Origin of the sequence: Edaphobacter modestus, assembly GCF_004217555.1 — a bacterium.
GTDB lineage: Bacteria > Acidobacteriota > Terriglobia > Terriglobales > Acidobacteriaceae > Edaphobacter > Edaphobacter modestus.
In genome coordinates this window covers 978,772-992,158 of sequence record NZ_SHKW01000001.1, presented here as the reverse complement: position 1 = coordinate 992,158, position 13,387 = coordinate 978,772, and the positions used below count along the sequence as shown (strand labels likewise).

The 13,387-nt window shown below is 58.3% G+C and carries 13 protein-coding genes; 8 read left to right on the top strand and 5 right to left on the bottom strand.

Translation table 11 applies throughout. The features are described from left to right. On the bottom strand, nt 1–444 hold the full coding sequence (locus tag BDD14_RS04140) for a CBS domain-containing protein (protein ID WP_130417688.1): 444 nt from the start codon (nt 442–444) through the stop codon (nt 1–3). A gap of 125 nt (nt 445–569) precedes the next feature. Here BDD14_RS04140 and BDD14_RS04135 point away from each other — a divergent pair, with 125 nt between their 5' ends. Next, a complete protein-coding gene (locus BDD14_RS04135) occupies nt 570–944 on the top strand; it encodes a hypothetical protein (protein ID WP_130417687.1) in 375 nt (124 codons plus the stop codon). Between the two features lie 99 nt (nt 945–1,043). Further along, on the top strand, nt 1,044–2,903 hold the full coding sequence (locus BDD14_RS04130; protein WP_242617726.1) for an ABC transporter ATP-binding protein: 1,860 nt from the start codon (nt 1,044–1,046) through the stop codon (nt 2,901–2,903). A 26-nt stretch (nt 2,904–2,929) separates the two neighbouring features. On the opposite strand, the gene BDD14_RS04125 is transcribed toward BDD14_RS04130, so the two are convergent. Next, a complete protein-coding gene (locus BDD14_RS04125; RefSeq protein ID WP_130417685.1) occupies nt 2,930–5,071 on the bottom strand; it encodes a S9 family peptidase in 2,142 nt (713 codons plus the stop codon). Nucleotides 5,072–5,198: 127 nt separating this feature from the next. On the opposite strand from BDD14_RS04125, the gene BDD14_RS04120 reads away from it, so the two are divergent. From BDD14_RS04120 to BDD14_RS04110, 3 genes are all read left to right on the top strand, one after another. After that, nucleotides 5,199–5,885 carry a DUF4142 domain-containing protein gene (locus BDD14_RS04120; protein WP_130417684.1) on the top strand — a complete coding sequence of 229 codons (687 nt, stop codon included), beginning with the start codon at nt 5,199–5,201 and terminating at the stop codon, nt 5,883–5,885. Between the two features lie 72 nt (nt 5,886–5,957). After that, nucleotides 5,958–6,755, top strand: coding sequence for a TPM domain-containing protein (locus tag BDD14_RS04115; RefSeq protein ID WP_130417683.1), 798 nt, complete (start codon nt 5,958–5,960; stop codon nt 6,753–6,755). A 124-nt stretch (nt 6,756–6,879) separates the two neighbouring features. Beyond that, nucleotides 6,880–7,464 (top strand): LemA family protein, encoded by a 585-nt coding sequence (locus tag BDD14_RS04110; protein ID WP_130417682.1) that lies wholly within the window; start codon nt 6,880–6,882, stop codon nt 7,462–7,464. 99 nt (nt 7,465–7,563) lie between these two features. Here BDD14_RS04110 and BDD14_RS04105 read toward each other — a convergent pair whose 3' ends face one another. Next, nucleotides 7,564–7,911: an STAS domain-containing protein gene (locus BDD14_RS04105; RefSeq protein ID WP_130417681.1), complete on the bottom strand. Its 348-nt coding sequence runs from the start codon at nt 7,909–7,911 to the stop codon at nt 7,564–7,566. A 14-nt stretch (nt 7,912–7,925) separates the two neighbouring features. Beyond that, nucleotides 7,926–8,366, bottom strand: a complete 441-nt coding sequence (locus BDD14_RS04100; RefSeq protein ID WP_130417680.1) for an ATP-binding protein — start codon at nt 8,364–8,366, stop codon at nt 7,926–7,928. A gap of 214 nt (nt 8,367–8,580) precedes the next feature. Here BDD14_RS04100 and BDD14_RS04095 point away from each other — a divergent pair, with 214 nt between their 5' ends. The 3 genes from BDD14_RS04095 to BDD14_RS04085 are packed head-to-tail and all read left to right on the top strand — an operon-like array spanning nt 8,581 to nt 12,989. Continuing rightward, the gene (locus BDD14_RS04095; RefSeq protein WP_130417679.1) at nt 8,581–10,635 is read left to right on the top strand and encodes a M13 family metallopeptidase; all 2,055 of its coding nucleotides are present in this window, start codon (nt 8,581–8,583) and stop codon (nt 10,633–10,635) included. Nucleotides 10,636–10,651: 16 nt separating this feature from the next. After that, nucleotides 10,652–11,911, top strand: a complete 1,260-nt coding sequence (locus BDD14_RS04090) for a magnesium transporter MgtE N-terminal domain-containing protein (RefSeq protein WP_130417678.1) — start codon at nt 10,652–10,654, stop codon at nt 11,909–11,911. A 37-nt stretch (nt 11,912–11,948) separates the two neighbouring features. Beyond that, the gene (locus BDD14_RS04085) at nt 11,949–12,989 is read left to right on the top strand and encodes a CgeB family protein (RefSeq protein WP_130417677.1); all 1,041 of its coding nucleotides are present in this window, start codon (nt 11,949–11,951) and stop codon (nt 12,987–12,989) included. A 7-nt stretch (nt 12,990–12,996) separates the two neighbouring features. On the opposite strand, the gene BDD14_RS04080 is transcribed toward BDD14_RS04085, so the two are convergent. Further along, nucleotides 12,997–13,353 carry a hypothetical protein gene (locus BDD14_RS04080; protein WP_130417676.1) on the bottom strand — a complete coding sequence of 119 codons (357 nt, stop codon included), beginning with the start codon at nt 13,351–13,353 and terminating at the stop codon, nt 12,997–12,999. Between the last annotated feature and the right edge of the window lie 34 nt (nt 13,354–13,387).

Below are 13,387 nucleotides of genomic sequence, written 5' to 3'. Positions count from 1 at the left end.
TTACTGGCCACAGATGTATGCCTCAAGATGCCGGATCGTCTCTTCCTGCTCGGTGATGATCCAGTTCACCAGATCGCCGATAGAGAGAATGCCTGTTACTCTTCCACCCACTCTTACCGGAAGATGGCGAATGCGATTCTTCGTCATGATCTGCATGCAGTCCCCGACGGTATGTTCGAGGGAGACGCAGAGAGCGGGGGCGCTCATGATCTCCGAAACCGCGGTCTCTTTGGAAGATCGTCCTTGCAGGATGACCTTGCGAGCATAATCTCGTTCCGAGATCACACCGACCAACTCGCTGCCTTGCATGACGAGTAAGGCTCCTACCTCTTTCTCCGCCATCTTTTCCATGCACTGATAAACGGAGGTATCGGGGCTCGTGGACCAGAGGTCCCGTCGCTTTTTCTTCAGAACTTCGCTGACAGCGGTTGCTAACTCGCTCATTGGTGGTCTCCATGGGTTGAAGAGCGCAGGACGGTCGAACAGGCGAGCAGCTTAGTCCCTTCGCGCATGATTTGGCAAAATGTCGACGTTCTTTATGATTGGAGTGATCTCAAAGGAGCGTATCCATGGCGAAGTTGACCATCACATTCGGAGTATTGCTGATTCTGTTGGCCCTGGTTGGTTTTGTCTCGACCGGAAGTTCTCATCCTACGGCGCTGATCCCGGCCGGTTTAGGCCTGCTCTTCGTTGTCTTCGGCGTTCTCGCGAATACAGCCGATTCCAAAAAACGGATGCTGTGGATGCATATCTCGGTCACCGTAGCCCTGCTGGCGTTTCTGGGCACTATCCCAGCCGATATTCAGGCGGTGCGCATGTCGCATGGAGCGGTTTATCCACATCCCCCCGCTGTCCTCGAAAAAGCCGCCATGTCGCTGCTCAGTCTGCTTTACGTTTTGTTCTGCGTGCGCTCGTTTGTGAATGCCCGGGTCAATCGAAGCTAGACGCAACGACGCCTGCCGGGACGTGCCACGATGTTCCGGCAGGCGTACACTTCCAATAAGATGCCTTCGATTGGACCTTCGAGCTTCGGAGCTCCCGGAATGAAAGCTGCCGACCGTCCCTCCCGAGGGGCGGGGAGTTCGGACGCTCCAGCCAAGCAGAAACCGAACCTGAATCGCGTTTTGCCCGAGATGTGGCAGCTGATGAAGCCGCGGCGCCTGTTGCTGGGCGGCAGCTTCCTGCTGATGGTGATCAACCGGGCCAGCGGCCTTGTTTTGCCGGCGTCGACGCGGTATCTCATCGACAACGTGATGGGCCAGCATCTGCTCAGCCAGTTGCCGCTCATCATTGGAGTCGTTGTCACCGCAACCGCGGTGCAGGGCATCACCTCGTATACCCTCACGCAACTTCTTTCCAAGGAAGGGCAACGCCTGATCGCAGAGTTGCGGATCAAGGCGCAGCAGCACATCGGTCGCCTTCCCGTCGCCTTTTATGACGCGAACCGGACCGGAGCCCTGGTTGCCCGCATCATGACAGACGTCGAAGGCGTGCGGAATCTGATCGGAACAGGAATCATCGACTTTCTTGGTGGCCTGCTCACGGCGTTGTTTGCATTCGGCTACCTGATCCACCTCAGCGTGCAGATGACCGTCGTCACATTCATCATCCTGGTGATCTTCGGCCTTATCCTCCAGCGTGCCTTCAAAACTATCCGGCCCATCTTCCGCGAGCGCTCGAAGATCAACTCGGAGGTTACGGGCAGGCTTACGGAATCGCTGGGCGGCGTCCGCGTCATCAAGGGATATCACGCGGAAGAGAGCGAGGCGCGCGTCTTCGCGGCGGGGGCTCACCGGCTGCTCGCGAATGTCATCTCGTCTCTGACCGCGCAGTCGCTGATGTCGCTGGCTTCGACGGTTGTGCTGGGCGTGGTCGGGGCACTCGTTATGTACCTCGGAGCACACCAGGTCGTCGACGCCAGGCTGACGACGGGCGGCTATGTCACCTACGTGATGTTTCTCGCGTTCATGATCGCTCCGATCGTGCAGCTGGTCTCTATCGGGACACAGCTTACCGAAGCAGCAGCGGGCCTGGACCGAACCTCCGAACTGCTTTCCGAACAGACAGAGGATGTGGAGCCTGGCCGCATCCACGACCTAGGCGGGTTGCGTGGCGAGGTGGCGTTCGACAATGTGACCTTTGCCTACGATCCAGGCAAGTCCGTTCTGCACGGCATAAGCTTTCAATCGCACCCTGGTACCGTTACTGCGCTGGTGGGTTCGTCCGGGTCCGGTAAATCTACCATCATCTCTCTCGTCTGCGCCTTCCACACTGCCACCAGCGGCCAGGTGCTGGTGGACGGCGTCGATCTCGCAACCGTGCGCCTGGCGAGTTACCGCAGCCAGCTTGGCGTCGTGCTGCAGGAGACCTTCCTCTTCGATGGAACGATTCGAGAGAACATCCTGTTTTCGCACCCGACCGCAACCAAGGGGCAATTCGAAGAGGCCTGCCGGATCGCTCGAGTGGACGAGTTTGCGGAACGCTTTCCCGAAGGCTACGAGACGATCGTCGGCGAGCGCGGCGTAAAGCTCTCGGGCGGTCAACGCCAGCGGCTCTCGATTGCGCGAGCGATTCTGGCTGATCCCCGCATCCTGATCCTGGATGAGGCGACCAGCTCTCTGGATTCGGAGTCAGAAGCCATGATTCAGGACGGACTGAATCACCTGATGAAGGGCAGAACGACCTTCGTTATTGCGCACCGACTTTCGACCATTCGCCGCGCCGAACAGATTCTTGTGATCGAGGCAGGGAACGTCGTCGAACGGGGAACCCATGAGTCGCTTTACGCTCTGGGCGGCCGCTACTACGACCTCTACACCCGTCAGCACGGCCTGGAGACCAATCTCTTTCTTGCTCCCGGTGAGGGGGACAAGATTGAGGAACCGGAGACGACCGAGGTTTAGTGGCCGTCCCGGCTCCCGTTGGACTTTTAAAATTCCGCTCCCATCTCCCTTAGCAGAAACGCATAATCGAATGCGATCTCCTTGAGGTAGTCGTAGCGGCCGGATGCTCCTCCATGGCCCGCGTCCATGTTGATGTGCAGCAGCAGCAGCGTATCGTTCTTCTTCAGAGTCCTCAACTTCGCGACGTACTTCGCAGGCTCCCAGTACATCACCTGCGAGTCGTTAAGGCTGGTCTTGACCAGGATCGCCGGGTAGTCGCCCGGTTTCAGGTTGTCGTAAGGAGAGTACGAACGCATGTATCCGAATGCCTCGGGCTCGTTCGGATTTCCCCATTCCTCGTACTCCGCGACCGTCAGGGGCAGCGAGGCATCGAGCATGGTGTTCATGACGTCAACGAAGGGCACATGCGACAGGACGACTCGGAACAGATCGGGCCGTTCATTCACGACCGCTCCCATCAGCAGACCGCCGGCACTTCCGCCTTCGATGGCCACCTTATCGTTCGCGCCATAGCCCTGGGCTACGACAGCTTCCACCACGGCGATGAAGTCAGTGAAGGTATTGCGCTTCACCATCATCTTGCCCGCGTCATGCCAGGCATCACCCAAATCGCCACCGCCGCGAATATGCGCGTAGGCAAGTACGACCCCACGATTCAGCAACGAGAGCCGTGCCGGGCTGAAGCCGACCGGAAGAGGATAACCGTAAGATCCATATCCGTAGACATAGAGCGGGTTGGAGCCGTTCTTGTGGAAGCGGTCTCTGCGATAGACGAGGGAGACGGGAACGCGCACGCCGTCAGGAGCCGTGACCCAGAGCCGTTCGGAGGCGTAGTGAGCGCGATCGAAGCCACCGGGGATCTCCTGCTCCTTGAGCAATTCCGAGTCTCCGGTGGCAATGTCGTACTCGTAGACGGAAGCGGGCGAGACGAGCGATTGGTAGCTGTAGCGGAACTTCGTCGTCGAGAACTCCCGATTGACGTGCCCCATGGCGGTGTAGGTCGGCTCGGGAAAGGCAATCTTTTGCGGAGATTCGAGGACTCCATCGTCGACAAAGCGGGAGACGGAGAGAGATGTCAATCCTTGTTCGCGCTTGGAAAGTACGCAAAATCTGTCGAATACATCGAAATCCTCAAGTGGAGCTTCCTTGTCCTCCGGCAGGAACTCCTTCCATTCTTCGCGTCCCCCGCCATCCACCGGCACAGTCACGACGCGGAAGTTCCTTCCTGTATCGTTGACCCGAATGTAGAAGAGCCCGTTGCGATGATCGACATAGTACTCCTGGTCATCCAGACGCGGTGCGATGACGAGAAAGACTCCACCTGGAGTGTCGGCAGAAAGGTAGCTGCACTCGTTAGTGGTGTGGCTTCCGGCCTCCAGCATGAGGTATTTGCCGTCGCGGGTCTTCCCTACAGCGAGGTTGAAGCGCTCGTCCCGTTCTGCATAGATCACGGCATCGTAGCTCGCGGCATCGCCGAGCCGGTGCCGAAAGAGCTTGTCCTGTCGCTTGGTGACGGCATCTTCCGTGGTGTAGAAGAGCGTACGAGAGTCCTCAGCCCACACCAGTGAGCCGACCCGCTCCGCAGCGTCCGGGTATTCCTCGCCTGTCGTCAGGTTGCGAATGTGCAGGGTGTACTGACGGAAGCCGGTATTGTCAGTCGAGTAGGCGAGCTTTTCGCCGTCGGGGCTTACGCTCAAACCACCTACGGCCATGAAGGCCTGGCCCTCCGCGAGTTGGTTCACATCCAGGATGACCGCTTCCGGCTGAGTGGCGTCGTAGATCTCGCCCGCCGCCGCCGCCTTTTTACGGCAGTGAATCGGATATTGGCTTCCTTCCACGGTTCGCGTGTAGTAGTACCAGCCTCGTTCGCGGAAGGGAACAGACTGATCGGTTTCCTTGATATGCGAGAGCATCTCTGCGTAGAGCTTTACCTGCAGGTCCTCGGTCGACTTCATCGCCGCAGCGGTATAGGCGTTCTCAGCCTCCAGGTATCGGATGACTTCAGCCGATTCCTTGTCGCGCATCCAACGGTAGTCGTCTTCAAGGGTCTGGCCGTGCAGGGTTGTGGGCGTCGACTCTCGACGAGCCACAGGCGCCGAGACTGCCAAGCCGGTAGAGAATGTTTCGGAGCGCGTCGGGGCGGCACTAAGTTCGGTTGTTTTTTCCATCGCTCTGAAAGGATATCGCGTTCCAGGAAGAGTTTCGGACAACCCTTGCTCGCCACCTTGCACCCATCCAAGGAGTGCGTACAGGCGGTCGATACAGCGCTACAATGGTCCGCCGAGGAGGCCTGTGATGAGGCGTTCTGTCCTTTCCTTCTTTGTCTTATGCTCTATGGTTGCCTTTGCGTCTTCCGCTTTTGCGCAAACTGATCCGACGATGCCGCCTCCGGCCTCCCAGAACCAGTCGAACCAACCCGGCCATGCGGTTCCTCCTCCGACGTCGCTGCAGGACTCCAGTGGTGCACCAGGTGATACGGCGCAACAGATGAAAGACAAGATGTTTGTGCGGAAGGCAGTCCAGGGAGGACTGGCTGAGGTCGAACTCGGCAAACTTGCCGCCGAGAAGGGCGCAAGCGAGGATGTCAAAGCCTTCGGAAAGAAGATGGTCGAAGACCACACCAAACTGAACGAAGACCTCGCACAGCTTGCGGACTCAATTGGTGCGCGCCTGCCCAGGAAGATGGACAAGGACCAACAGGCTGCGTACGAGAAACTGAGTTCGTTCTCTGGCGAAGATTTCGACAAAGAATATATCGTCTACATGGTCAAAGATCATCACTCCGACCTGAGAGAGTTTCGCATGGAGGCAAGCAGTACCCACGATTCCGATTTGAAGGCTGCGGTGGATAACGGAGCGCAGATGATTCGTCAACATATGATCGCTGCTGACAAAATGGCGCACGACCGCGGTATTCCAATGCCGGGACACCATCACCAGCAGGAAAACTCGTCCACGCAAAACCCGCTCCCTGCGCCGTAGTGTGCGCACTACAAAGACCGCAGAGGCGTTGGCGTCGTTCCTCAGATCCATTGGGCGTAAAATGAGCAGCATATGAATCGTGCCTCCCGATGGCTGGGGATTGTTTTACTGCTTGTTCTGCCGATGGCTCTGGCCGGCGAGTCGGTAAAGTCACTCCCAGCGCCGACCGGATACATCAATGATTTTGCGGGTGTGCTCACTCCCTCCACGAAGCAGGAGATGGAGACGCTCTGTGGGCAGGTGGATCGCCAGGCACATGCACAGATAGCCGTGGTAACGATCAAGACCCTCGATGACGATCAGACCATTGAGGAGTTTGCTACCGAGTTGGAAGACAAATGGGGCGTCGGCAACAAAGAAGACCGGGGTGTTCTGATGGTCCTTGTGATGACGCCTCGACGGGGGCGCATCGAGGTAGGGTATGGTCTTGAGGGCATCCTGAACGACGCCAAGGTCGGAGACATCGGCCGCTCCATGGTTCCAGCGGCTAACCGGGGTGATTACAACACCGCCGTCCCCCTCGGCGTCAGACAGCTTGCAGGCATCATCGCGCAGGATGCCGGCGTTACTTTATCCCTGCCTGCTCATCAATATCACCGGCAGGGGGTTGGGGAACAGCCTGCACCTCTGAGTCTGACCCAGGTTCTCCTGGGCGGAGGAGCAATCCTTCTGTTGCTGTTTTTCCTGGCCCGCACCGGCAATATGGGGCTCATCTTCTTCCTTCTCGGAAACCTCATGGGAGGCGCGGGAAGGGGCGGATACCGGGGCGGAGGAGACGACCGCGACGGATGGGGTGGAGGCGGCGGCGATGGGGGCGGATTTGGAGGTTTTGGCGGGGGAAGGTCGGGCGGGGGAGGGGCTAACTTCTGAAAACCGAACCTTTTCGGCGATATGCAGCAATGTGGTTCAGCAGAGCAATATCACGGGAATGATACAGTACAGCCGGTAGCACTTCGGCCCGTAACGAAGCTCAAGGAAGGGAACTGTTCGAGAGATGAAACCTTTATGGATTGTTTTGGGCGCTGTCGGCCTCATTCTTCTTCTGCTGCTCTTTGTAGGCGGAAGCTATGTAAGTACAAAGAATACGCTGGTCCAGAAGAATGAAGCCATCAACCAAGCTTATTCGCAGGTCAATGTGGTCCAGCAGCGGCGACTGGATCTCATTCCGAACCTTGTAGCCTCGGTAAAGGGCTATGTGGCTGAAGAATCGACAATCCTCACCAACATTGCAAATGCGCGTGCCGGCGTGCTTGCGGCGGGTTCGGACCGGGCGGGCGCCATCGACGCCAACCGCAAGCTCGACGTCGCCCTGGGACCCTTCTTCCGGCTGCAGGAGCAGTATCCCAATCTGAAGGGGAATGACCAGTTCATGCGCCTGAACGACGAACTGGCCGGGACGGAGAATCGCATTGCTGTGGAACGGCAACGGTACAACAGGGTACTGGAGGACTACAATGTCTACGTCCGGCAGTTCCCCAATAGCCTCTGGGCCGGTATGGCCGGCTTTCATTACCGGGATGAGTATTTCAGGGGGAATCCGGAGAACAGTGTCGCGCCCAAGGTCGACTTCTCGAAGTAGGAACAAGCCGAATGAACCTTGGCACGAAGAAAGGCCGCCGCGAACTGCGGCGGCCTTTCTTTTGGGTGTCAAAGGCTGGAGCTACCGAGGAATCGGAAATTACTTGCCGAACGAAGAGATCGCGGTGGCCTCGTCATCGCGTACGTCGAAGACGGTATAGAGCTTGGTGATCTGGAGCAGATCTTGAACCTTTTTGGTCAAATTGAGCAGCTTCAGTTCGCCGCCGGCGTTTTTGACCGTAGTGAATGCGCTCACAAGTTCGCCAATACCCGAGCTGTCGATGTAATTGATGTTGCCCAGGTTCAGAAGAATCTTCTGCTGGCCCTTTGCCAGTAGATCGCGGACTGCATCGCGAATCGTTACGCTGCCTTCGCCGAGGGTAATCCGGCCGCTCAGATCCAGGATAGTGACGCCGTCCACCTGGCGCGTAGATACTTTCATGCTCATGATTAGTGTTCTCCTTAGGTCCCCGACTTCGCGGGTGTGCGGTGCTTGATGAGGGTCAGCTCGGTGCCGGGATGCAACTGGCGAAAGTTTACCTCATCCATGAAAGACCGAATCAGAAAGATGCCGCGACCTGATCCTCGCAGAATATTTTCAGGAGCGAGGGGATCTGGCAGCGTGTTCGGATCGAGTCCTGGCCCCTGGTCCGTGATGCGAATCACCAGATCTTCTGATGTGGTTTCAAAAGACGCAGTGATGTGCTTGTTGAGATCGTAAGCGTTTCCGTGCAAGACTGCGTTTACCGCTGCCTCGCGGACCGCCATTGCGATATAGGGAATCGTGTCCTCGTCAAAGCCCGCGCGTTGAGCATACTGTTCCGCCGTCTGCTCAATTTTGTTGACACTGTCCAGAGTGGAATCCAGAGTGTAACTGACGCGGCTTGTCGTTGAGTCGGCCAAGGCTGTCCTTGAAGTTCTTGTGTGCCCGTCGTCAACGGCAGACAACAGCGATGATGGCAGTGTGCTTGTGCTCGTCCCGAATGTCAAGATTTGCTCCTTCCGCCTTGCTCCCGCCCGTGCCGGAAGGCCGCCGGTCCGGGACTTTCTAACTAAACACAACCCAGGTACTATCGGCAAATCTCATGCGCTAACATGCGAAGACGAGGACATTCGCATGCGGAATCTCATTACCTCGGTTTGTGCCTGTTTTCTGCTGGCGCCGGCCGCTCTTGCCCAGCAGGGAAACCCCGCGCAGCCGGCGCCACTGGCCGCCATGCCATACTCCCCGAGCCTTGACCTCGCGTCCGTGGACCGCGGCGTTGACCCCTGCGCCGACTTTTACAAATTTTCCTGCGGCGGGTGGATGAAGAATAACCCGATTCCTGCCGACCAGGCCCGCTGGGACGTCTATTCCAAGCTCGCGAACGAGAATCAGCAGTTCCTGTGGGGCATTCTTGAGGCAGACGCCAAGGCCGAGGCACGCACCCCGACCCAGCAGAAGGTCGGCGACTATTTCGCGGCCTGCATGGATACTGCCACGATCGACAAGCTCGGCGCCGCGCCCGTCAGGCCCACCCTGGATGCTATCGATCCCATCCGGGACCGTAAGGCGCTGATCGCTTACCTGGGACCGCTGAACCGGCATGTGCCCGGGACTTTCTTCTTCGATGCCGGCTCCACGCAGGACCCGGGAGATTCGAGCTCTGTCATAGCCGAGATCTCGGCGGGAGGCCTCAGTCTGCCCGACCGCGATTATTACCTCAAGACCGATCCTAAAAGCGAGGAGATTCGGAAGGCTTATCTCGTTTACGTCCAGCGAATTCTTACACTTTCCGGAGAGCCTGCGGCGAAGGCCCGGAAGGATGCAGCGACCATTCTCGGCATCGAGACCGAGCTTGCGCGTGCATCGCTGACACGAGTCGAGCGCCGCGACCCCTACAAGCAGTACCACAAGATGACCGTTGCGCAACTGGAGGCCCAGAGCCCGGTTGTCAGGTGGCCTGATTATCTTCGTGCCCAGGGACTGGAGAACATCACGACTCTCAACGTCGCCCAGCCTGCCTTCCAGAAAGCCGTCGATCACGTCCTCACGGAGGAGTCGATCGATAATTTGAAAGCCTATCTCCGGTTTCACGTCGTCACGACGGCTGCTCCATCGCTCTCTGCCCCCTTCGAGCAGGCTGCATTCGACTTCTACAGCCGCCAGCTTCGCGGGGTTCAGCAGCTTCCTCCACGTTGGAAGCGTTGTGTCCGCCAGGTCGACCACGGTCTTGGCGAGGCCCTTGGTCAGGAGTTCGTCGCCCGAACGTTCTCGCCGCAGACGAAGCAGAAGACTCTGCTCATGGCCGATCAGATTGAGCAGGCCATGCAATCGGAGATCGATCATCTTGACTGGATGAGCCCTGCAACGAAGCGGGAGGCGACGCGCAAGCTGCACACCATCCGCAACAAGATTGGCTATCCCGATAAATGGCGCGACTACTCGAAGCTGGAGATCAAGCGCGGCGATTACTTCGGCAATGTCCTTCGCGTAGCGGATTTCGAGACGGCGCGTAACTTCGCGAAGGTCGGTAAGCCCGTCGATCGCGACGAATGGCAGATGAGCCCACCCACAGTCAACGCGTACTACGACTCGCAGATGAACGATGTGAACTTCCCGGCGGGCGTGCTGCAGCCTCCGCTTTACGATCCGAAGATGGACGACGCTCCGAACTATGGCGACACTGGTTCGACGATCGGTCACGAGCTCACCCACGGGTTCGACGACGAGGGCCGCCAGTTCGACGCCGAAGGAAATCTGAAGGACTGGTGGACCCAGACGGACGCAAAAAACTTCGAAGATCGCATCAACTGCCTGCGCGACCAGTTCGCGAATTATGTTGTGGTGGATGACATTCACATCAACTCCAAGCTCACCAGTGGAGAGGATGTGGCCGATCTTGGCGGCACACTGATCGCCTACATGGCATGGCAAAAAGCTACCGAGGCTCAGCGCCTCGCGCCGGTAGACGGCTTCACTCCTGACCAGCGTTTCTTCATCGGCTTCGCCCAGTGGGCGTGCGAGAACACTCGCGAGGCTAACAGCCGTCTGCAGGCCGCTACCGATCCACACTCCCCGGGCTTTGCCCGGATCAACGGAATTGTCACCAACATGCCGGAGTTTGCCACGGCGTTTGGCTGCAAGGCGGGCCAGCCGATGGTGAAGGCGAAGGCCTGTAAAGTCTGGTAATCTCGCGCGAGCAACTATGACCCGTAACGGCAATCAACGGACGACGGTTTCGGCGCTGGTGGGCAGCACTGTCGTGGGCACGCAGGGCTCGCTCCTGGGCCGGGTTCACGAGTTCGCCGTGCTGCCTGGCGACGATTCCTCACGTGTGCTGGGGTTCATCCTGAAGCTCTCCGGCGGCCGCTCCGGCGTACAAGGCGAGATGGTAGCGGTCAAGGACCTCGAGCGATCTCCAGGTGGCCTGCGCCTCGCTCCAGGCGCTTCGCTCGTTCCGGCTCCCCAGGACCCCGCACTTGTTCTGCTGGAGCGCGATCTTCTGGATCAGCAGATCATCGACGTCCATGGCCGCAAGGTGGTACGGGTCAACGATGTCAATCTGGACTGGGAACACACCCCTGAGTCCCAACTGTCCCTGCGGATCGTAGAGGTCGAGGTCGGCCTTCGCGGAGCCGTTCGTCGTTTGCTCAAGGGGCTTCCTGTTGGAGCGGTGGACCGGGTGGCCTGCCGCTTCAGTCCCAGTGTCATTCCGTGGGAGTTCGTCGATCTTATCGATCCGGCGCGTCGGGTTCGCCTGAAGGTAGATCAGGATCGGCTCTCCCAGATGCACCCTTCGGATATCGCCGACATCCTCGAGGAACTCGCTCCACCGGAACGACAGGCCCTCTTTGAAAGCCTCAACGAGGAGATTGCCGCCGAGACTCTGGAGGAGGTCGAGCCCAGACTGCAAAAGTCCCTTGTCCAGGCTTTGGCTGATGAGCACGTCGCGGGAATTGTTGAGGAGATGGATCCGGGAGCCGCAGCCGACCTTCTTGCGGAGTTGTCGGAGGAGAAATCAGAGGCCATCCTCGAGGAGATGGATCCGGAAGAGCGCCAGGAAGTGGAGGAGTTGCTCGAATTCTCTCAAGACTCTGCTGCCGGCCGTATGACAACCGAATATATCGCTCTTCCGGCAACCGGCACGGTGGCAGACGTTCTCGTCGCGTTGCGCGAATTCGAAGGGGATATCGAGCTCATTACGGACATCTACCTGCTCGATGAAGAGGAGCAGGTAGATGCATTGGTTCCTATTGTTCATATCCTTCTGGCAGGGCCGGTGGCATCGCTGGCCGAGCTGCCCCATGGACACCTCGTCACCTGCCAGCAGGACGCGAGCGGCAGGAAGGTTGCAGAACTCTTCGACAAGTACAATCTTCGTTCTTTACCGGTGCTCGATACGGAACGCAAGCTTGTCGGTGTTGTCCACGCAGAGCAGGTGATCGCTTTGTTAAGGAACCAATAGGACGACAAAGTCGCCAGATCGTCGATAATTGAACCGAATGAAGATTCTCTACGCTGCGAGCCTTTCGCCGAACGACTCTGCGCTGTACCGTCTCTGGGCCCTTGAACGGCTTGGGCATCAGGTTCTCTCTCTCAATTCGATTCCGTATGCCCCTTCGAATCCTACCGTTCGCCGCATCGTCTTCCGGCTGGTCATGGGACCGGATGTAGATCGCTTGAACCGAGACATCATTCAGATGGCAGAGCGTGAACGTCCCGGTCTGCTCTGGGCCGACAAAATGTTATGGATGAAGCCTCGAACACTCGATCATCTGCGCTCACTCGGTATCACCACGGTGAGCTACATGATCGATAATCCGTTCGGGCCACGCCGCGATCCGGGCTGGAGGCTCTACATGAAAGCCATCCCTCACTACGATCTCCACGTCGTGCAGCGCGATAAAAACATCGAGGACTATCGCTCGCGCGGAGCCCGCGATGTCATCAAAATTCAGACGGCCTACGAGCCCACCATGCACTTTCCTCCGCCCGAGGGCTGGTCGGATCGCGATCGCAATCGTGACGTCTCCTTTTCAGGCACCCATTACGACGATCGGGGCGCCGTTCTTGCGAAACTCTCGGAAGAGTTCAATGTGGCGATCTCAGGACCACCGCGTGGGTGGCAACGCGCACTTACGCTGGAGCAGTTTTCGAAGTTGTATCGCGAGGGGGAGCTCTATCGGGATCAGTATCGCGAGGCGATCTGGCGATCGAAGATCAACCTGAGCTTCATCACGCATTCGAATCAGGATGAGTTTGTCCACAAGAGCTTCGAGATCGCAGGATGTGGCGGCTTTTTGCTTGCCGAGCGATCACAGGGCCATATGGACCGGTTCGTAGAGGGAGAGGAGGCTGTCTTCTTCACCGGCTTTGACGAATTGGCAGAGAAGATCCGCCGATATCTGCCGGATGCGGCTGCGCGTGAACGAATCGCGGCTGCCGGCCATCGCCGGGCCCAGCGTGATGGCTACCATAACGATCACCAGGTCTCCCTCATCCTGGAGCGCGCCGAATCGATATCACGCTCCAGGCCCCGCTGACCGTCTACTACTCGCTGACCGTCACCAGCCGGATCGCCGAAAGGTTCCTCACCCAGCGCTGAGGCTTCTTGTCGGCGCTGGCCACAAGCTTGAGCTGTCCATCCTCGCCCAGTGAGCCACCATCCACCGCTGTCGCAACGAGTACATCGGCTTCGTGCTCTGAGCCTTCGATCTCTGTTGCCGAGTAGAGCACCCAATACTTGTCGGTTCCTTCGGCAACCAGATAGCTGTGCAGCATCTTGCGATGGGTCGGTTGTCCGACGGCAAAGCCGGATCTCGCCAGAAGGTCGCTCAGCGCCACTCCTGTATAAGCCTCGTCTTTTTTCGTGTGCTCGTTATGAACCTTCACGGTTTTCTGAGGCATGGCTGCCAGCTCCGTGAGAGTAACGGTCGATGTC

Excerpts from the sequence above, each read along its gene's own strand:
- BDD14_RS04135 (WP_130417687.1), top strand. The coding sequence starts at position 570 with ATGGCGAAGTTGACCATCACATTCGGAGTATTGCTGATTCTGTTGGCC.
- BDD14_RS04115 (WP_130417683.1), top strand. The coding sequence starts at position 5,958 with ATGAATCGTGCCTCCCGATGGCTGGGGATTGTTTTACTGCTTGTTCTG.
- BDD14_RS04090 (WP_130417678.1), top strand. The coding sequence starts at position 10,652 with ATGACCCGTAACGGCAATCAACGGACGACGGTTTCGGCGCTGGTGGGC.
- BDD14_RS04130 (WP_242617726.1), top strand. The coding sequence starts at position 1,044 with ATGAAAGCTGCCGACCGTCCCTCCCGAGGGGCGGGGAGTTCGGACGCT.
- BDD14_RS04120 (WP_130417684.1), top strand. The coding sequence starts at position 5,199 with ATGAGGCGTTCTGTCCTTTCCTTCTTTGTCTTATGCTCTATGGTTGCC.
- BDD14_RS04140 (WP_130417688.1), bottom strand. The coding sequence starts at position 444 with ATGAGCGAGTTAGCAACCGCTGTCAGCGAAGTTCTGAAGAAAAAGCGA.
- BDD14_RS04110 (WP_130417682.1), top strand. The coding sequence starts at position 6,880 with ATGAAACCTTTATGGATTGTTTTGGGCGCTGTCGGCCTCATTCTTCTT.
- BDD14_RS04095 (WP_130417679.1), top strand. The coding sequence starts at position 8,581 with ATGCGGAATCTCATTACCTCGGTTTGTGCCTGTTTTCTGCTGGCGCCG.
- BDD14_RS04085 (WP_130417677.1), top strand. The coding sequence starts at position 11,949 with ATGAAGATTCTCTACGCTGCGAGCCTTTCGCCGAACGACTCTGCGCTG.
- BDD14_RS04125 (WP_130417685.1), bottom strand. The coding sequence starts at position 5,071 with ATGGAAAAAACAACCGAACTTAGTGCCGCCCCGACGCGCTCCGAAACA.
- BDD14_RS04105 (WP_130417681.1), bottom strand. The coding sequence starts at position 7,911 with ATGAGCATGAAAGTATCTACGCGCCAGGTGGACGGCGTCACTATCCTG.
- BDD14_RS04080 (WP_130417676.1), bottom strand. The coding sequence starts at position 13,353 with ATGCCTCAGAAAACCGTGAAGGTTCATAACGAGCACACGAAAAAAGAC.